At 60.2% G+C, this 17,365-nt stretch carries 15 protein-coding genes and 1 other RNA gene; 14 read left to right on the top strand and 2 right to left on the bottom strand.

Annotated features, from left to right (window positions below):
- Window positions 1-11 precede the first annotated feature (11 nt).
- Together V0R60_RS16320 and V0R60_RS16315 are read right to left on the bottom strand one after the other, a co-directional pair.
- On the bottom strand, window positions 12-383 hold the full coding sequence (locus V0R60_RS16320) for a YraN family protein (protein WP_136474677.1): 372 nt from the start codon (window positions 381-383) through the stop codon (window positions 12-14).
- Window positions 383-2,203, bottom strand: a complete 1,821-nt coding sequence (locus tag V0R60_RS16315) for a penicillin-binding protein activator (protein WP_330080120.1) — start codon at window positions 2,201-2,203, stop codon at window positions 383-385. Before V0R60_RS16315 ends, V0R60_RS16320 begins: the two co-directional genes overlap by 1 nt.
- 186 nt (window positions 2,204-2,389) lie before the next feature.
- On the opposite strand from V0R60_RS16315, the gene rsmI reads away from it, so the two are divergent.
- The 14 genes from rsmI (at window position 2,390) to V0R60_RS16245 (ending at window position 17,365) form a co-directional block, all read left to right on the top strand.
- Window positions 2,390-3,265, top strand: coding sequence for a 16S rRNA (cytidine(1402)-2'-O)-methyltransferase (gene rsmI, locus V0R60_RS16310; protein ID WP_330080121.1), 876 nt, complete (start codon window positions 2,390-2,392; stop codon window positions 3,263-3,265).
- A gap of 67 nt (window positions 3,266-3,332) precedes the next feature.
- Window positions 3,333-3,692: RNase P RNA component class A (gene rnpB, locus V0R60_RS16305), an RNA gene on the top strand.
- A 309-nt stretch (window positions 3,693-4,001) separates the two neighbouring features.
- On the top strand, window positions 4,002-4,457 hold the full coding sequence (gene mraZ / locus V0R60_RS16300) for a division/cell wall cluster transcriptional repressor MraZ (protein WP_136474680.1): 456 nt from the start codon (window positions 4,002-4,004) through the stop codon (window positions 4,455-4,457).
- The gene (gene rsmH, locus V0R60_RS16295) at window positions 4,454-5,401 is read left to right on the top strand and encodes a 16S rRNA (cytosine(1402)-N(4))-methyltransferase RsmH (RefSeq protein WP_136474681.1); all 948 of its coding nucleotides are present in this window, start codon (window positions 4,454-4,456) and stop codon (window positions 5,399-5,401) included. The genes mraZ and rsmH overlap by 4 nt, the downstream gene beginning before the upstream one ends.
- Complete coding sequence (gene ftsL, locus V0R60_RS16290; RefSeq protein WP_136474682.1) at window positions 5,398-5,691, top strand: cell division protein FtsL; 294 nt, start codon at window positions 5,398-5,400, stop codon at window positions 5,689-5,691. Before rsmH ends, ftsL begins: the two co-directional genes overlap by 4 nt.
- Window positions 5,691-7,424: a peptidoglycan D,D-transpeptidase FtsI family protein gene (locus tag V0R60_RS16285; protein ID WP_168198508.1), complete on the top strand. Its 1,734-nt coding sequence runs from the start codon at window positions 5,691-5,693 to the stop codon at window positions 7,422-7,424. The genes ftsL and V0R60_RS16285 overlap by 1 nt, the downstream gene beginning before the upstream one ends.
- Window positions 7,424-8,887, top strand: a complete 1,464-nt coding sequence (locus V0R60_RS16280) for a UDP-N-acetylmuramoyl-L-alanyl-D-glutamate--2,6-diaminopimelate ligase (protein WP_136474684.1) — start codon at window positions 7,424-7,426, stop codon at window positions 8,885-8,887. Before V0R60_RS16285 ends, V0R60_RS16280 begins: the two co-directional genes overlap by 1 nt.
- On the top strand, window positions 8,880-10,247 hold the full coding sequence (locus V0R60_RS16275; protein WP_330080122.1) for a UDP-N-acetylmuramoyl-tripeptide--D-alanyl-D-alanine ligase: 1,368 nt from the start codon (window positions 8,880-8,882) through the stop codon (window positions 10,245-10,247). Before V0R60_RS16280 ends, V0R60_RS16275 begins: the two co-directional genes overlap by 8 nt.
- Window positions 10,247-11,329: a phospho-N-acetylmuramoyl-pentapeptide-transferase gene (gene mraY / locus V0R60_RS16270; protein WP_136474686.1), complete on the top strand. Its 1,083-nt coding sequence runs from the start codon at window positions 10,247-10,249 to the stop codon at window positions 11,327-11,329. The genes V0R60_RS16275 and mraY overlap by 1 nt, the downstream gene beginning before the upstream one ends.
- Before the next feature lie 6 nt (window positions 11,330-11,335).
- Window positions 11,336-12,682 (top strand): UDP-N-acetylmuramoyl-L-alanine--D-glutamate ligase, encoded by a 1,347-nt coding sequence (murD, locus tag V0R60_RS16265; RefSeq protein WP_136474687.1) that lies wholly within the window; start codon window positions 11,336-11,338, stop codon window positions 12,680-12,682.
- Window positions 12,679-13,893 (top strand): putative lipid II flippase FtsW, encoded by a 1,215-nt coding sequence (gene ftsW, locus V0R60_RS16260; RefSeq protein WP_136474688.1) that lies wholly within the window; start codon window positions 12,679-12,681, stop codon window positions 13,891-13,893. Before murD ends, ftsW begins: the two co-directional genes overlap by 4 nt.
- Window positions 13,883-14,962 (top strand): undecaprenyldiphospho-muramoylpentapeptide beta-N-acetylglucosaminyltransferase, encoded by a 1,080-nt coding sequence (gene murG / locus V0R60_RS16255; protein ID WP_136474689.1) that lies wholly within the window; start codon window positions 13,883-13,885, stop codon window positions 14,960-14,962. Before ftsW ends, murG begins: the two co-directional genes overlap by 11 nt.
- On the top strand, window positions 14,955-16,409 hold the full coding sequence (gene murC, locus V0R60_RS16250) for a UDP-N-acetylmuramate--L-alanine ligase (protein ID WP_330080123.1): 1,455 nt from the start codon (window positions 14,955-14,957) through the stop codon (window positions 16,407-16,409). Before murG ends, murC begins: the two co-directional genes overlap by 8 nt.
- A complete protein-coding gene (locus tag V0R60_RS16245; RefSeq protein ID WP_136474691.1) occupies window positions 16,406-17,365 on the top strand; it encodes a D-alanine--D-alanine ligase in 960 nt (319 codons plus the stop codon). Before murC ends, V0R60_RS16245 begins: the two co-directional genes overlap by 4 nt.

The raw sequence follows: 17,365 nt of genomic DNA, 5'->3' as shown, positions 1-17,365 counted from the left end.
TCAGGGCGGGCTCAGCATTCGAAGGCGTTCTTCAGCCATTGAAATGCTTGGCCCGAGTGGCCTCTGCCTTGCACGGCGATCACATCGAAACGGCAGGGGGAGTTGGCCCACTGGGTTTCCTTGTGCAGAAAAGACTCGGCGGCTAGCACCAGTTTGTCCTGCTTGCGCCCGTCGATACTGCCGAGCGCACCGCCAAAGTCCGCGTGCATCCGATAGCGAACTTCGACGAATACTACTGTATCGCTGTCGAGCATGACCAGATCAAGCTCGCCACGTTTGCATCGCCAGTTCTGCGCCAGCAGGCTCAGGCCTTGCCCTTGAAGGTACTCAAGGGCGTGTCGCTCGGCGGCCTGACCTGCTTGTTGGCGTGAATTGTGAGGCATCAGTGTGGGGTGTCGGGCAGGCGTTTGATTTGTCCGCCGGAAAACTCGGCCCATGGCAGCTGACGCTCGATGCGCTGGTTGGGGTTCATGCTCAGGCTGCCGGAAAGGCCCTCGATACGGTTATCCGGCAGTGCTTTGAGTTGGCCCAGGCGTGGCGCCAGGCTGTAGGCGTCGATGCCCATGGCGTACAGGCGGCCGAGGCTGCCGGCGGCTTGCGGCCACTGCGTGACGACCTGCTGGCGCAGGCTGTTGTTGGTATCGAGCAGCCAAGGGGTTTCGCAGAAGCGCACACCGTTCAGGTCGTTGTACTGGTTCACGTCACCGCTGGCGCTGTACAGATGCGAGGTGGCGTAGACCGGAACGTCACCGGCGTACTGGAAGTTCAGGGTCGGCTTGATTTGCTGGCCTTGCTGTGGGGTCGCGGCTAGGAACAGGAAGTCGATGTCCTGGCGGCGCGAAGGCTGGGCCGAAACATTGCCGCCAACAGTGCTCTGCAGGCTTTTTGCGCGGCCTTCGCTCTGGCGTAGTTGGAACAGATCTGCAATTTGCTGGGCAAGCTCCACAGGTTGACCGATATGCTCGGCAGCCAGCAGGGTGCCGCCGTTGGCCTCCCAATCTTGGCGGAATGCCTTGAGGACGCGGTCACCCCATTCGCCACGAGGTACCAGGGCAACAGCGCGAACCATGCCGTCGGCTCGAGCCCGGCGGGATACTTCGCGGGCTTCGTCTTCGGCGGCCAGGCCGAACTGGAACAACTGGGCCGGGCCGGTTTGGCCAGCTTCGCTGTAGTTCAAGGCAAGCGTGGTGATCGGCAACTGTGGGCGCGCCGCGAGTTGCTTGACCAGGTTTTTTTCCAGCGGGCCTACGACCAATTGGGCGCCGGCTGCCTGGGCCTGACGGTAGAAGTCATCCAGAGAGGTCAGGCGCGAGCTGTCGAATACCTCGATTGCTGGTGGCTTCTGTCCGGCTTGTTGAGCCTGGAAGTGCGCAGCCATGAAGCCATCACGCAGGGCACGGGCCACGCCGGCCAATTGGCCTTCTTGTGGCAGCAGCAGGGCGATCTTGGTCAGTGGCTGGCTAGCCAGCTCCTTGAGCTTGACCAGCGGCAGGGGCAATTGCACGGCGGCTGGGTGATCTGGGTTCTGTTTGCGCCAGTTGTCGATGGCTGCTTGCTGCTGCTCCAGCGTGCCGGCATTTTTTACTGCCAGGGCCAGGCTGGTCCAGCCGGCGAGCGTGCCGGTGCCAGTGCTGGCAGTCTGCAATTGATCGCTGGGCAGGGCGGCGACCAGATTCCAGATGGCGTCGTTGTTGGCGCTGGCTACATCACCGCTGAGCAGCGGTGCCAGGTCGACGCGTGCCTGGGCGGCGGCGAGGGTCTGGCCGTTGGCTTCCAGGACGCTGGCCTTCACGCTGCGGGTGCGTCGTTGTTGTTCGTCGGGCAACTCGCCCAGGCGTGCCAGGCTTGGGTGGCTCAGGGCAGTCAGGGCGGCCTTGGGCTGGTTGCGGCTCATGGCCAGCTCAGCGCTCAGTGTGCTGGCGAAGATTTGCTGCGCTGGTTTGAGTTGATCAACCGGCACCTGCTCGAGGATTCGCGCGGCACGCACGTTGTCTTTTTGCCGGTACGCAAGGTCAGCGGCGCTCAGGCGCAGCAGGGCTGCCTCGTCCGGATTCTTGTTGGTGGCGGCCTGTTCAAGCAGTTGCTCGATGCTGGCGTCCGGGGTGCGTGGCAGTTCGCCGAGGCTCGACGAGGGCGAACTGGCGCAGGCTGCCAGCAGGGCGGCGAGGCAAAGGGCTGTGAGCAGCCGCAGGCAAGCGATCATGTAATGGTCCTGTTACTCGATCAAATTAACTGGCAATTGTACCCAAGCGTTGGCCGGGGCGCGATGTTGCTGGTGTTAATCCTTCAATATAGGTCTTCACGGGTGATGTGCAGGCCGCGCAGGTTACGCATTGTTGCCGTCAGTCGGGCTACAATGGCGCTTTGTTCAAGACGACAGGTGTGTGTTGTGACTGATGCTCCAGGGGCTTCCCTTTCCACTGCTGGCACGCTTTACGTGGTAGCCACGCCCATCGGCAACCTGGATGACATGAGTGCGCGAGCGCTGAAAATACTCGGTAGCGTCGCGTTGATTGCAGCCGAGGACACGCGTCACTCCATTCGATTGCTGCAACACTTTGGCATCGACACGCCGCTGGCGGCCTGCCATGAGCACAACGAGCGTGACGAGGGGAATCGCTTCCTGACTCGTTTGCTGGCTGGAGATAGCGTGGCATTGATCTCCGATGCCGGCACTCCGCTGATTTCTGATCCGGGTTATCACCTGGTGCGTCAGGCGCGTGCAGCGGGTATCGCGGTGGTGCCGGTACCTGGCGCCTGCGCACTGATTGCGGCGTTGTCGGCGGCGGGCCTGCCATCGGATCGCTTCATTTTCGAAGGTTTTTTGCCTGCCAAGGCAGTGGGGCGCCGGGCGCGTCTGACCCAGGTCAAGGAAGAGCCGCGCACCCTGATCTTTTACGAGGCGCCGCATCGTATCCTTGAGTGCCTGCAGGATATGGAGGAGGTATTTGGCGCCGAGCGTCCCGCCTTGCTCGCACGTGAGTTGACCAAGACGTTCGAAACCCTCAAGGGCTTGCCGCTGGGTGAGCTGCGGGCCTTTGTCGAGGCAGACAGCAACCAGCAGCGCGGCGAGTGCGTGGTGCTGGTCGCCGGCTGGATCGCTGCGCAAGAGGAGCAGGCCGTCAGTAGTGAGGCGATGCGTGTGCTGGACCTGTTGTTGGCAGAGATGCCACTCAAGCGTGCGGCGGCCCTGGCGGCGGAAATCACTGGTGTGCGCAAGAACGTGCTGTATCAGGTGGCCCTGGAAAAACAAAAAGACAGTTGATGGCTTGATGCTACTATTTGTTTTATCGCTTGTTCTTGGGCGTCTCAGCCGTTAACCTTTGCGGCGGAGAGTCGATCGGACAGTCGCTGCCTTCTTTTGTTCCGCAAAAGAGGGGGGAGGAAAGTCCGGGCTCCATAGGGCGGAGTGCCAGGTAACACCTGGGGGGCGTGAGCCTACGGAAAGTGCCACAGAAAATAACCGCCTAAGCACTTCGGTGCCGGTAAGGGTGAAAAGGTGCGGTAAGAGCGCACCGCACGACTGGCAACAGTTCGTGGCTAGGTAAACCCCACTCGGAGCAAGACCAAATAGGGTTCCATATGGCGCGGCCCGCGTTGGAACCGGGTAGGTTGCTAAAGACGTCCAGTGATGGCCGTCGTAGAGGAATGACTGTCCTCGACAGAACCCGGCTTACAGATCGACTCTCCACCTCTTCCTCCCCTGCTTGAATCGATAGCAGATGTGTCTCAGTAATACCAAAAAAATCTTACTCTTAATAAATCACTTTAACTTTGCACGCTATGTGCCTAAGTGAATTTGATTTTCTCTGTCAGAAAACTCCCCATTTTGTACCTTCATCTTCTTGTAACGCGCTAAATCTCCGATCTGTAAGGGATTTCCTTGTAGGCGCGCCTTGACGGTGTGGTAGGCGGATTCCTATAGTGTGCGCAAGTGGCAGAAAGTGGCATGAAGTGGGTTTTCTGATCACAATAAAGCTAACAAGTGGGGAATCGCAGCCGTGTTTCGCGGAGCCAACGCCATCAACCTCGACGCTAAGGGCCGTCTCGCAATGCCGAGCCGGTACCGTGACGAGCTCGATTCGCGTAGTTCCGGGCAATTGATCGTGACCATCGACGCTGTTGATCCTTGCTTGTGTGTGTATCCCCTCGATGAGTGGGAGCTGATTGAAGCCAAGTTGCGCGCCTTGCCGTCATTGCGAGAAGAGAACCGTCGCCTGCAGCGTTTGCTGATCGGTAATGCGGTGGATCTGGAGCTTGATGGCAGTGGTCGTTTCCTGGTGCCTCCGCGTTTGCGCGAATACGCCAAGCTCGACAAGAAAGCGATGCTGGTGGGGCAACTGAACAAATTTCAACTGTGGGATGAGGATGCCTGGAACGCAGTTTCGGCAGCCGATCTTGCAGCTATTCAACAACCGGGCGCCATGCCTGAAGAACTGCGTGATTTGATCCTGTGACTATAGATAGCGGCTTTAACCACATCACCGTACTGCTTGACGAAGCCGTCGAGGCTCTCGCCGTACGCGCCGATGGCTGCTATCTGGATGGCACCTTTGGTCGTGGCGGGCATAGCCGGCTGATACTCAGCAAGCTCGGGCCGCAAGGAAGGTTGCTCGGTTTTGACAAAGATCCTCAAGCGATTGCCACCGGGCAAGCGCTGGCGGCCGAAGACGGCCGCTTTGTCATTGTGCAGCGTAGTTTTGCCGAGCTGGCTGATGAGGTCGCGCAGCGCGGTCTGGCCGGGAAGGTAAGCGGTGTACTGATGGACCTGGGCGTCTCCTCGCCTCAGCTTGATGATCCTGAGCGCGGTTTCAGCTTTCTCAATGACGGTCCGCTGGACATGCGTATGGATCCGAGCCGCGGCATCAGTGCCGCCGAGTTCATCGCGACCGCGCCGGTCGAGGAAATCGCCCGTGTATTCAAGGAATACGGCGAAGAGCGCTTTTCCGGGCGCATGGCTCGTGCGGTAGTGGAACGTCGGGAGCTCCAGCCGTTTACGCGCACGGCTGACCTTGCCGAAGTGCTGAAAGTGGCCAACCCTGCCTGGGAAAAAGGTAAGAATCCTGCAACCCGTGCTTTCCAGGGGTTGCGCATCCATGTCAACAATGAATTGGGTGATCTTGAGACAGGCCTTGAAGCGGCGCTCGAGGCACTGGAAGTGGGTGGTCGCCTGGTGGTGATCAGCTTCCACTCCCTGGAAGACCGTATCGTCAAGCTGTTCATGCGCAAGCTGGTCAAGGGCGAGGCCGACAATCTGCCGCGCAACCTGCCCGTGCAGCACAAGCATTTCGAGCCTCGAATCAAAGTGCACGGCAAAGCGCAGTTTGCCTCCGAAGCCGAGCTCAAAGCCAACCCTCGTTCGCGCAGCGCTGTGATGCGCGTTGCCGAGAAGCTGCGGTGAGTCGCTTGTTCGCCAAGCCTTTGCCAGGCGGAAGCTTCCTGATGCTTCTGCTGTTTATTGCCGTGCTCGTTTCTTCGGTGGCGGTGTCGTACAGCGCGCACTGGAATCGTCAGTTACTCAACACGCTGTATGGCGAACTCAGCGAGCGAGACAAGGCTCAGGCTGAGTGGGGTCGGTTGATCCTTGAGCAAAGCACCTGGACGGCGCATAGCCGCATTGAAAACCTGGCTAGCGAACAGTTGCAGATGCGCATCCCGGCCGCCAACGAAGTGCGGATGGTGGCGCCATGATGAAGTTGGAAGGGGCACTCTACCCGTGGCGCTTTCGCGTAGTCATCGCATTGCTGGCAGTCATGGTCGGCGCGATCGCCTGGCGTATTATCGACCTGCAGGTCGTCGATCGTGACTTCCTCAAGGGGCAGGGCGACGCGCGCAGCCTGCGTCATATCCCGATTCCTGCGCACCGCGGTCTAATCACTGACCGCAATGGCGAACCGCTGGCGGTCAGCACTCCAGTCACCACCTTGTGGGCCAACCCCAAGGAAATGCAGGCGTCCAAAGAGCGTTGGCCAGCCCTGGCGGCCGCGCTTAAACAGAGCCCGCAACAGTTGGCCCAGCGGCTGGAGCAACAGGCCAATAAAGAGTTCATCTACCTGGTTCGGGGTCTGACGCCGGAGCAGGGCCAGTTGGTGCTGGATCTGAAAGTTCCTGGTGTCTATGGCATCGAGGAATTTCGTCGTTTCTACCCGGCTGGCGATGTCGCCGCACACATGGTCGGTTTTACCGACCTCGATGATCATGGCCGCGAAGGGGTCGAGTTGGCCTACGATGAGTGGCTGGCCGGCGTGCCCGGCAAGCGGCAAGTGATCAAGGACCGGCGCGGCCGGCTGATCAAAGACATTCAAGTTACCAAAAACGCCAAGGCCGGAAAGACCTTGGCGTTGTCCATCGACCTGCGCCTGCAGTACCTGGCCACCCGCGAACTGCGCAATGCAATTGCCGAGCAGGAAGCCAAGGCCGGCAGCCTGGTGATTCTGGATGTGAAGACGGGTGAAGTGCTGGCGATGGTCAACCAGCCCACCTACAACCCGAACAACCGCCGCAGCATGTTCCCGGCAGCCATGCGCAACCGGGCGATCATCGACGTGTTCGAGCCCGGCTCCACGGTAAAACCGTTGTCCATGAGTGCTGCGTTGCAGAGCGGACGCTGGAAGCCGACCGACAAGGTTGAAGTGTATCCAGGTACCTTGCAGCTCGGCCGCTACACCATTCGTGACGTATCGCGCAGCGAGGGCCCGATCCTCGACCTGACCGGCATTCTGATCAATTCCAGTAACGTCGGCATGAGCAAGATCGCCTTCGATATTGGTGGCGAATCGATCTATCGGGTGATGTCGCAGTTGGGGCTGGGCCAGTACACCGGCCTGGGCTTCCCGGGTGAGCGGGTCGGTAACTTGCCGAACCATCGTGAGTGGCGCAAAGCCGAAACCGCAACCTTGTCCTACGGCTACGGTCTGTCGGTGACGGCGCTGCAGTTGGTGCACGCCTACGCCGCACTGGCCAACGACGGCAAAATGGTGCCGTTGAGCATCCTCAAGGTCGACAAGACCCCGGAGTCCACGCAAGTGGTGCCGGTGGAAGTGGCCAAGACCATCCAGGGCATGGTCCAGCAGGTAATCGAAGCGCCGCGTGGCGTGTTCCGTGCCCAGGTGCCGTTCTATCACGTAGGGGGCAAGAGTGGTACGGCGCGTAAGGCCACCATCGGCTCCAAAGGCTACACCGAGAACTCCTATCGTTCGCTGTTCGCCGGCTTCGGGCCGATGAGCGATCCACGCTATGCCGTGGTCGTGGTCATCGACGAGCCCAGCAAGGGCGGTTACTTCGGTGGCCTGGTTTCGGCCCCGGTATTCAGCAAAGTCATGTCCGGCACGTTGCGCCTGATGAACATTCCGCCGGACAACCTGCCGGCGGCAATTCCACAGCAGCAGGTCGATGCTGCGCCCGCCAAGGGAGGGCGCGGTTAATGACGATGCCATTGAGCAAACTTTTCGCCCAGGCCAGTCGCGATCCATTGATTCGTGAGCTGACGCTGGACAGCCGTAACATTCGTCCAGGCGATCTGTTCCTGGCTGTGCCAGGCGCCCTGGTCGATGGTCGCGAGCATATTGCCGATGCGCTCAAGCGCGGTGCGGCAGCAGTGGCCTATGAAGCTGAAAACGCCACGGTGCTGCCGATCACTGATGCGCCGCTGATTCCGGTCAAGGGCCTGATTGCCCAGTTGTCGGATATCGCTGGGCGTTTTTATGGCGAGCCGAGCCGTCAGCTCAATCTGGTGGGTGTCACCGGTACCAACGGCAAGACCAGCGTTACCCAACTGGTAGCTCAGGCACTGGACGCCCTGGGTCAGCGCTGCGGCCTGATCGGCACGCTGGGTACCGGTTTTTACGGCGAGCTGCAAAGCGGCCGATTGACCACCCCGGATCCGATTGCCGTGCAGGCGACTCTTAACGATCTGAAGAAAGCTGGGGCGAAAGCCGTTGCGATGGAGGTTTCCTCCCACGCCCTGGAGCAAGGTCGGGTTGCGGCCCTGGCATTCGATATTGCGGTGATGACCAACCTGTCTCGCGATCACCTCGATTACCATGGCAGCATGCAGGCTTATGAAAATGCCAAGGCGCGTTTGTTCGCCTGGCCTGACCTGCGTTGCCGAGTGGTCAACCTGGATGATGATTTTGGTCGTCGCCTGGCCCGTGAACACGTCGGATCGCGACTGATCAGCTACAGCTTGAAAGATAGCGCCGCTTCGTTGTACTGCCGCGAAGCGCATTTCGACGATGACGGCGTACGTGCGGTCATTGTCACCGCGCAGGGTGAGCGCACGCTGCGCAGCCGTCTGCTTGGTCGCTTTAACCTGAGTAACATGCTGGCAGCGGTTGGAACCTTGCTGGCGCTCGATTATGCGTTGGATGAAATCCTCCAGGTCACTCCCAAGTTGGAGGGGCCGATTGGCCGCATGCAGCGCCTGGGTGGTGGTAGCAAGCCGCTGGTAGTGGTTGACTATGCGCATACCCCGGATGCCCTGGAGCAGGTACTTCAAGCCCTGCGTCCACACGTCAAAGGCCAATTGCTCTGCCTGTTCGGTTGCGGTGGCGACCGTGATCGCGGCAAGCGTCCGTTGATGGCTGAGGTTGCCGAACGTCTGGCTGATCGTGTGCTGGTGACCGACGACAACCCTCGTAGCGAAGATCCGCAGCAGATTTTTACCGACATTCGTCCTGGCTTTGCCAAGGCTGAAACCGTCGAGTTCGTTGCCGGTCGTGGCGCAGCCATTGCTCAATTCATTGCCAGCGCCGGCGTTGACGATGTCATCGTCCTGGCCGGCAAAGGACATGAGGACTATCAGGAAATCAACGGCCAGCGTCACGACTTTTCCGACCTGGTCGAGGCCGAGAAGGCGCTCGCCGCATGGGGGGCAGCCAATGCTTAAGCCCTTGACCCTCAGCCAACTGACCACGTCCCTGCAGGGCCGTCTGGTCAGTGCCGATGCGACCTTTACCGGCGTCAGCATCGACAGTCGCGCAATCGTTGCCGGGCAACTGTTCGTTGCGCTGGCAGGACCGCGCTTTGACGGTCATGACTATCTTAATGAAGTGCAGGCCAAGGGCGCCGTTGCTGCTCTGGTCGAGCGTGAAGTGCCCGGCAGCAGTCTGCCGCAATTGCTGGTTGCCGACTGCCGTCTGGCCCTGGGTCAATTGGGCGCACTGAACCGTAGTGCATTCGACAAACCTGTCGCCGCGATTACCGGCTCCAGTGGCAAGACCACGGTCAAAGAAATGCTCGCCAGCATTCTGCGCACCCGCGGTCCGGTCCTGGCCACCCGTGGCAACCTCAACAATGACCTCGGCGCCCCGTTGACGCTGCTCGAAATTGCCGCGGAACATACGGCGGCAGTGATTGAGTTGGGCGCTTCGCGTATTGGCGAGATCGCCTACACCGTGGGCTTGACCAAGCCGCAGGTAGCCCTGATCAACAACGCCGGAACCGCTCATGTGGGCGAGTTCGGTGGTCCGGAGAAAATTGTCGAAGCCAAGGGAGAAATCCTCGAAGGTCTGGGCCAGGATGGCGTGGCGGTATTGAACCTTGATGACAAGGCGTTCGGCATCTGGAAGCAACGCACCGGGAATCGTCGCGTACTGTCCTTCGCCTTGAACAACGCCAGCGCGGATTTTCATGCCGCGAATCTCGCTCAGGATGAACGCGGTTGCCCGTCTTTCGATCTGCATAGCCCACTAGGCGTGGCACGCGTTCAGCTCAATCTGTTGGGAACCCACAACGTTGCCAACGCACTGGCTGCCGCCGCCGCCGCGCATGCCTTTGGTCTGACGCTGAACGGTATTGTCCAGGGCTTGAGCAGTGTGCAAACGGTCAAGGGCCGCACTGTGGTGCAGATGGCCGCCAACGGCGTACGCGTGATCGATGACACCTATAACGCAAACCCCACCTCTATGTGCGCTGCCGTTGATATACTCGCCGGCTTTTCCGGCCGCACCGTTCTGGTGCTCGGGGATATCGGCGAATTAGGCCAATGGGCTGAGGAAGGGCATCGGCAGGTAGGCGAGTACGCCAAAGACAAGGTTTCGGCACTCTATGCGGTGGGCCTGAACATGGCTCATGCAGTAGCAGCGTTCGGCACCGATGCCCGACATTTCGCTACTCAAGCTGACCTGATCGACGCAGTTCGCGCCGAACAGGCCACTAATACCACTATTTTGATCAAGGGTTCGCGCAGCGCTGCGATGGAGAACGTCGTGGTGGCTTTGTGCGGTTCCAGCGGGGAGAAACATTAATGCTGCTACTGCTGGCTGAGTATCTGCAACAGTTCTACAAAGGCTTCGCGGTCTTTCAGTACCTGTCCTTGCGCGGGATCCTGGGTGTACTGACCGCGTTGTCGCTGGCCCTATGGTTGGGCCCTTGGATGATTCGTACCCTGCAGATTCGCCAGATCGGTCAAGCGGTTCGTAACGACGGTCCGCAATCCCACCTGTCCAAGTCCGGCACCCCGACCATGGGCGGTGCGCTGATTCTCTCGGCCATCGGCATCAGCACCTTGCTGTGGGCCGATCTGACCAACCGTTATGTCTGGGTCGTGCTGATTGTCACCCTGTTGTTCGGTGCGATTGGCTGGGTCGACGATTACCGCAAGGTCATCGAGAAAAACTCGCGCGGCCTACCGAGCCGCTGGAAGTATTTCTGGCAGTCGGTGTTTGGCCTGGGTGCAGCGATCTTTCTTTATACGACGGCTCCAAGCAGTGTCGAAACCACACTGATCGTGCCGATGCTCAAAGATGTCACCATCCCGCTGGGTATCGGCTTCGTGGTGCTGACGTATTTCGTAATTGTAGGTTCGAGCAATGCGGTGAACCTTACCGATGGCCTCGATGGCCTGGCAATCATGCCCACGGTCATGGTTGGCGGCGCCCTGGGCATCTTCTGCTACCTGTCAGGTAACGTGAAATTCGCTGAATACCTGTTGATTCCCTATGTGCCGGGTGCGGGTGAGCTGATTGTCTTCTGCGGCGCGCTGATCGGTGCCGGCCTGGGCTTTCTGTGGTTCAACACGTACCCCGCGCAGGTGTTCATGGGCGACGTAGGTGCTTTGGCACTGGGCGCGGCGCTGGGCACTATCGCCGTCATCGTGCGTCAGGAAATCGTGCTGTTCATCATGGGCGGTGTGTTCGTCATGGAAACCCTTTCGGTGGTGATCCAGGTGGCCTCCTTCAAGTTGACCGGCAAGCGTGTGTTTCGCATGGCCCCGATCCATCACCACTTTGAACTCAAGGGTTGGCCCGAGCCTCGGGTGATCGTCCGTTTCTGGATTATCACCGTGATTCTGGTGCTGATCGGCCTTGCCACCCTGAAACTGAGGTAGAAACGCGTGTCACTGATCGCTTCTGACCACTTCCGCATCGTTGTCGGCCTCGGCAAGAGCGGCATGTCCCTGGTTCGCTTCCTGGCGAACCGGGGCATTGCCTTTGCGGTCGCCGACACCCGTGAGCAACCACCGGAACTGGAAACCCTGCGCCGGGATTACCCGCAGGTGGAAGTACGCTGCGGTGAACTGGATGTAGACTTTCTCTGCCGCGCCGACGAGCTCTATGTCAGCCCAGGCCTGGCCCTGGCTACCCCGGCGCTGCAGCAAGCGGCTGCCCGTGGCGTGAAGCTGTCCGGCGACATTGAACTGTTTGCGCGCAACGCCAAGGCGCCGATCATCGCGATCAGCGGTTCCAATGCCAAAAGCACGGTGACGACCCTGGTTGGCGAAATGGCGGTTGCCGCGGGCAAACGTGTGGCGGTCGGTGGCAACCTGGGTACCCCAGCGCTGGACCTGCTCAGCGACGACGTCGAGTTGTACGTGATGGAGCTGTCGAGTTTCCAGCTGGAAACCACCGATCAACTCAACGCTGAAGTCGCCACGGTGCTCAATGTCAGCGAAGACCACATGGACCGCTACAGCGGTCTGCCAGCCTACCATCTGGCCAAACACCGGATTTTTCGTGGCGCCCGGCAAGTAGTGGTCAACCGCCAGGATGCCCTGAGCCGTCCGCTACTGACCGAAGGCCAACCTTGCTGGACCTTTGGTTTGAATACGCCTGATTTCAAGGCGTTCGGCCTGCGTGAAGAGAACGGCGAGAAATACCTGGCATTCGAGTTCCAGAACCTGATGCCGGTGCGTGAACTGAAGATTCGCGGTGCACATAACCAGTCCAATGCCCTGGCGGCACTGGCCCTGGGTCATGCCGTGGGCTTGCCGTTCGATGCCATGCTGGCGAGCCTGCGCAGCTTCGCCGGCCTTGCTCATCGCTGCCAATGGCTGCGGGAGCGCCAAGGCGTGAGCTGGTACGACGACTCCAAAGCCACCAACGTCGGTGCCGCGCTGGCAGCCATTGAAGGTCTGGGCGCAGATATCGACGGCAAGCTGGTGCTGGTTGCCGGCGGCGACGGCAAAGGCGCCGACTTCAGTGCGCTTCGAGCGCCTGTAGCCGCTCACTGCCGTGCCGTGGTGCTGCTCGGGCGTGACGCCGAACTGCTGGCCCAGGCGCTGGGTGACGACGTGCCGCTGATCCGAGTCAAGACGCTGGATGAAGCTGTGCAACGATCGGCCGAACTGGCTCAACCGGGTGATGCTGTGCTGCTTTCGCCGGCATGCGCCAGCCTCGACATGTTCAAGAACTTCGAAGAGCGTGGGCGCCTGTTCGCCCAGGCCGTAGGAGGGCTGGCATGATCTTCGGCATGATCAAGCCCTATCCGTCACCGCTGATCAGCGGTCGTGGTATCGATCTCGATTTCGCCATGCTCGCCGGTTGCCTGGCGCTGCTTGGCCTTGGCCTGGTGATGATCACCTCCGCTTCTTCGGAAGTGGCTGCTGCGCAGTCGGGCAACCCGCTTTATCACATGTTCCGCCACCTTGTTTACGTGGCCATCGGAGTTTTCGCCTGCATCGTTACCATGATGGTGCCGATTGCCACCTGGCAGAAGATGGGCTTCACCATGCTGGTCGGCGCTTTCGCACTGCTGGTGCTGGTATTGGTGCCTGGCATTGGTCGAGAAGTGAACGGTTCGATGCGCTGGATCGGTTTCAGTTTCTTCAACGTACAGCCGTCGGAAATCGCCAAGGTCTTTGTGGTGATCTACCTGGCCGGTTACCTGGTACGCCGTCAAACCGAGGTGCGCGAAAGCTGGATGGGCTTCTTCAAGCCGTTCATCGTGTTGCTACCAATGGCGGGCCTGCTGCTGATGGAGCCGGACTTCGGCGCCACCGTGGTGATGATGGGCGCGGCTGCGGCGATGCTATTCCTCGGCGGTGTCGGATTGTTCCGTTTCAGCTTGATGGTGGTGCTGGCGGTGGGGGCAGTGTTTGTCCTGGTCCAGGCCCAGCCTTACCGGATGGCACGTTTGATCACCTTTACCGACCCCTGGTCCGACCAGTTCGGTTCGGGCTATCAGTTGACCCAGGCGTTGATCGCTTTTGGCCGTGGCGAATGGCTTGGCGTCGGTCTTGGTAACAGCGTGCAGAAGCAGTTCTACCTGCCTGAAGCACACACAGACTTTGTGTTTTCGGTGCTGGCTGAAGAGCTGGGCGTCGTTGGTTCGCTGGTTACCGTTGCGCTGTTTGTATTCGTAACCGTGCGCGCTTTGTACATCGGGCTGTGGGCTGAAAAAGCCAAGCAGTACTTCGCTGCCTATATGGCCTTTGGCTTGGCGTTCCTGTGGATTGGTCAGTTCTTGATCAACATCGGCGTGAACGTTGGTTTGCTGCCGACCAAGGGGCTGACCTTGCCGTTCCTCAGTTATGGCGGTAGCTCGTTGGTGATCTGTTGCGCCTGTGTTGGGCTGTTACTGCGGATCGAGTGGGAGAGTCGAACCCACCTGGGCAGTGAAGAGCACGAATTTGATGAAAGTGACTTTGCCGAGGAGCCGAATCATGGCCGCTGACGGCAAAAATATTCTGATCATGGCGGGAGGCACTGGGGGCCATGTGTTCCCGGCCCTGGCTTGCGCCCGCGAATTTCAAGCGCGCGGTTATACCGTGCATTGGCTCGGTACTCCCCGTGGTATCGAGAACGAGTTGGTTCCTCAGGCAGGGTTGCAACTGCACCTGATCCAGGTCACCGGCCTGCGTGGCAAGGGCAAGTTGTCCTTGCTCAAGGCGCCGTTCACCCTGGTCAAGGCGGTGCTGCAGGCCCGACGCATCATTCGTCAGCTCAGGCCGGTGTGCGTGATTGGTTTTGGCGGCTATGTGACCGGCCCTGGCGGCGTCGCCGCCCGGCTGTGCGGCGTGCCTGTCGTGGTTCACGAGCAGAATGCCCGTGCCGGTACCGCCAATCGGTTGCTGGTGCCGTTGGCCGGCCGAGTCTGCGAAGCTTTCCCCGGCACCTTTGCTGCCTCGGAAAAACTGCGCACCACCGGCAATCCGGTGCGTAGCGAACTGTTCATGGAAACCGCACGCGAACCTTTGGGTGCGCGGCGGCCACGCTTGCTGGTGCTGGGTGGAAGCCTTGGCGCCGAACCGCTGAACAAACTGTTGCCCCAAGCCCTGGCCCAGGTGCCCGCGGACATTCGTCCCGAGGTGTTCCACCAGGCTGGCAAGCAACACGACCAGATTACCGCCGAGCGTTATCGCGAGGCCGGAGTCGAGGCTCAAGTAGAGCCGTTTATCAAGGACATGGCCAAGGCTTACGCCTGGGCCGATCTGGTGGTCTGCCGCGCAGGCGCGCTGACCGTCAGTGAGCTGGCTGCGGCCGGCTTGCCCTCGATGCTGGTGCCTTTGCCCCATGCCATCGACGATCACCAGACCCACAACGCCCATTATCTGGCCCGTGAAGGCGCTGCCTTCCTGATGCCACAAGCGACAACTGGCGCAGCGCAACTCGCTGAACGCCTGAACGAGGTGCTGATGCAACCGGAAAAACTCTCCACCATGGCCGCCACTGCCCGGCGCCTGGCAAAACCTGCGGCCACCCGCACCGTGGTTGATATCTGTCTGGAGGTGGCCCATGGTTGAAGCGCAAAAAGCCATGCCTCACCCAGAAATGCGCCGTATTCGTCGCATCCACTTCGTCGGTATCGGCGGCGTGGGTATGTGCGGTATCGCGGAAGTATTGCTGAACCTGGGTTACCAGGTATCGGGTTCGGACCTCAAGACCTCGGCGGTCACCGAGCGCCTGGAGTCCTTTGGTGCCCAGATTTTCATCGGCCACCGCGCCGAGAACGCTGCCAGTGCCGATGTACTGGTCGTTTCCAGTGCCATCAATCCGGCCAACCCGGAAGTCGCCACTGCACTTGAACGGCGTATCCCGGTCGTACCGCGTGCCGAAATGCTGGCCGAGCTGATGCGTTACCGTCACGGCATCGCCGTCGCCGGTACCCACGGCAAGACCACCACTACCAGCCTGCTGGCTTCGGTATTTGCCGCTGGCGGCCTGGACCCGACATTTGTTATCGGTGGTCGCCTGAATGCAGCGGGTACCAATGCCCAGCTCGGCACCAGCCGTTATCTGATTGCCGAAGCCGACGAGAGCGATGCCAGCTTCCTGCACCTGCAGCCGCTGGTGGCTGTGGTTACCAACATCGACGCCGATCACATGGCGACCTATGAAGGTGACTTCAACAAGCTCAAGAAAACATTTGTCGAGTTTCTCCACAACCTGCCGTTCTACGGTCTGGCAGTGATGTGCCTGGACGATCCGGTGGTGCGCGAAATTCTGCCGCTGGTCAAGCGCCCGGCAGTTACCTACGGCTTCAGCGAAGAAGCCGACGTGCGTGCCATCAATGTGCGTCAGTCGGGCATGCAGACCCACTTCACCGTGCTGCGCCGTGACCGCGAGCCGTTGGATGTGTCGGTCAACATGCCGGGCAACCACAATGTGCTCAACGCCCTGGCGACCATCGCCATTGCCACTGACGAAGGCATCAGTGATGAGGCCATTGTTCAAGGGCTGTCCGGGTTCCAAGGGGTAGGGCGGCGCTTCCAGGTCTACGGCGATCTGCCGGTGGACGGTGGCAGCGTGATGCTGGTCGATGACTACGGTCACCACCCGACCGAAGTTGCCGCAGTGATCAAGGCTGTACGCGGTGGCTGGCCGGAGCGGCGCCTGGTGATGGTTTACCAGCCGCACCGTTTCAGCCGTACCCGAGACCTGTATGACGATTTCGTCCAGGTTCTGGCTGATGCCAACGTGTTGCTGCTGATGGAAGTCTACCCGGCCGGCGAAGAGCCGATTCCCGGTGCCGACAGCCGTCAGTTGTGCCATAGCATCCGTCAGCGCGGCCAGCTCGACCCTATCTATATCGAGCGTGGCGTCGAGTTGGCGCCGCTGGTCAAGCCGCTGCTGCGTGCGGGCGACATCCTGCTGTGCCAAGGCGCCGGTGATATCGGTGGCCTGGCTCCGCAACTTCTTAAAAGTCCGTTGTTCGCTGGTGCTGTTGCCAGTCAGGGGAAGTCGAAATGACTGCTAACGCATACGACAAACTGCATTCGACCCTCGCGGTGAAAGACTTCGGTCGCGTGGCTGTTCTTTATGGTGGCAAGAGCGCCGAGCGTGAGGTTTCGCTCAAGTCCGGCGCCGCCGTGATCGAAGCGCTGACCAGCGCTGGCGTCGATGTAGTTGCCATTGATGTCGGTGACGACCTGCTCAGCCGTCTGCAGAACGAAAAGATCGATCGCGCCTTCATCATTCTTCACGGCCGAGGCGGTGAAGACGGCAGCATGCAGGGCTTGCTCGAGTGCCTGGGTATTCCCTACACCGGTAGCGGAATCCTCGCTTCGGCATTGGCGATGGACAAACTGCGCACCAAGCAGGTTTGGCAGAGCCTGGGTATTCCCACCCCACGCCATGCAGTACTGAGCAGCGAAGCTGACTGTATTTCTGCGGGCACGGAACTGGGCTTCCCTTTGATCGTCAAACCGGCCCATGAAGGTTCCAGTATCGGTATGGCGAAAGTGACCAGCGTCGAGACATTGATCGCCGCTTGGAAAGACGCCGCCACCTACGACTCGCAAGTGTTGGTTGAACAATGGATTCAAGGTCCGGAGTTCACGATCGCGACCCTGCGTGGGCAGGTATTGCCGCCCATCGCGTTGGGTACGCCACACACCTTTTACGACTACGACGCCAAGTACCTGGCTTCCGATACCCAGTACCGGATTCCTTGTGGCCTGAGCGCGGAAAAGGAACAAGAACTGATCGACCTGACCGCCCGCGCCTGTGATGCCGTTGGTATTGCTGGCTGGGGACGGCTGGACGTCATGCAGGACGAGCAGGGGCGTTTCTGGCTGCTCGAAGTGAACACCGCACCAGGCATGACAGATCACAGCCTGGTCCCCATGGCGGCACGTGCGGCCGGTCTGGACTTCCAGCAATTGGTGCTGGCGATCCTGGCGGCCAGCGTAGAGGCGCGAGGTTAA

The organism is Pseudomonas auratipiscis (assembly GCF_036324085.1).
GTDB classification, from domain to species: domain Bacteria; phylum Pseudomonadota; class Gammaproteobacteria; order Pseudomonadales; family Pseudomonadaceae; genus Aquipseudomonas; species Aquipseudomonas auratipiscis.
This window is presented reverse-complemented; position numbering and strand designations above follow the sequence as displayed.

Coding starts and splice junctions, on each gene's coding strand:
- V0R60_RS16320 (WP_136474677.1), bottom strand. CDS start 383: ATGCCTCACAATTCACGCCAACAAGCAGGTCAGGCCGCCGAGCGACAC.
- V0R60_RS16315 (WP_330080120.1), bottom strand. CDS start 2,203: ATGATCGCTTGCCTGCGGCTGCTCACAGCCCTTTGCCTCGCCGCCCTG.
- V0R60_RS16285 (WP_168198508.1), top strand. CDS start 5,691: ATGAAGTTGGAAGGGGCACTCTACCCGTGGCGCTTTCGCGTAGTCATC.
- V0R60_RS16280 (WP_136474684.1), top strand. CDS start 7,424: ATGACGATGCCATTGAGCAAACTTTTCGCCCAGGCCAGTCGCGATCCA.
- V0R60_RS16275 (WP_330080122.1), top strand. CDS start 8,880: ATGCTTAAGCCCTTGACCCTCAGCCAACTGACCACGTCCCTGCAGGGC.
- mraY (WP_136474686.1), top strand. CDS start 10,247: ATGCTGCTACTGCTGGCTGAGTATCTGCAACAGTTCTACAAAGGCTTC.
- ftsW (WP_136474688.1), top strand. CDS start 12,679: ATGATCTTCGGCATGATCAAGCCCTATCCGTCACCGCTGATCAGCGGT.
- murG (WP_136474689.1), top strand. CDS start 13,883: ATGGCCGCTGACGGCAAAAATATTCTGATCATGGCGGGAGGCACTGGG.
- murC (WP_330080123.1), top strand. CDS start 14,955: ATGGTTGAAGCGCAAAAAGCCATGCCTCACCCAGAAATGCGCCGTATT.
- V0R60_RS16245 (WP_136474691.1), top strand. CDS start 16,406: ATGACTGCTAACGCATACGACAAACTGCATTCGACCCTCGCGGTGAAA.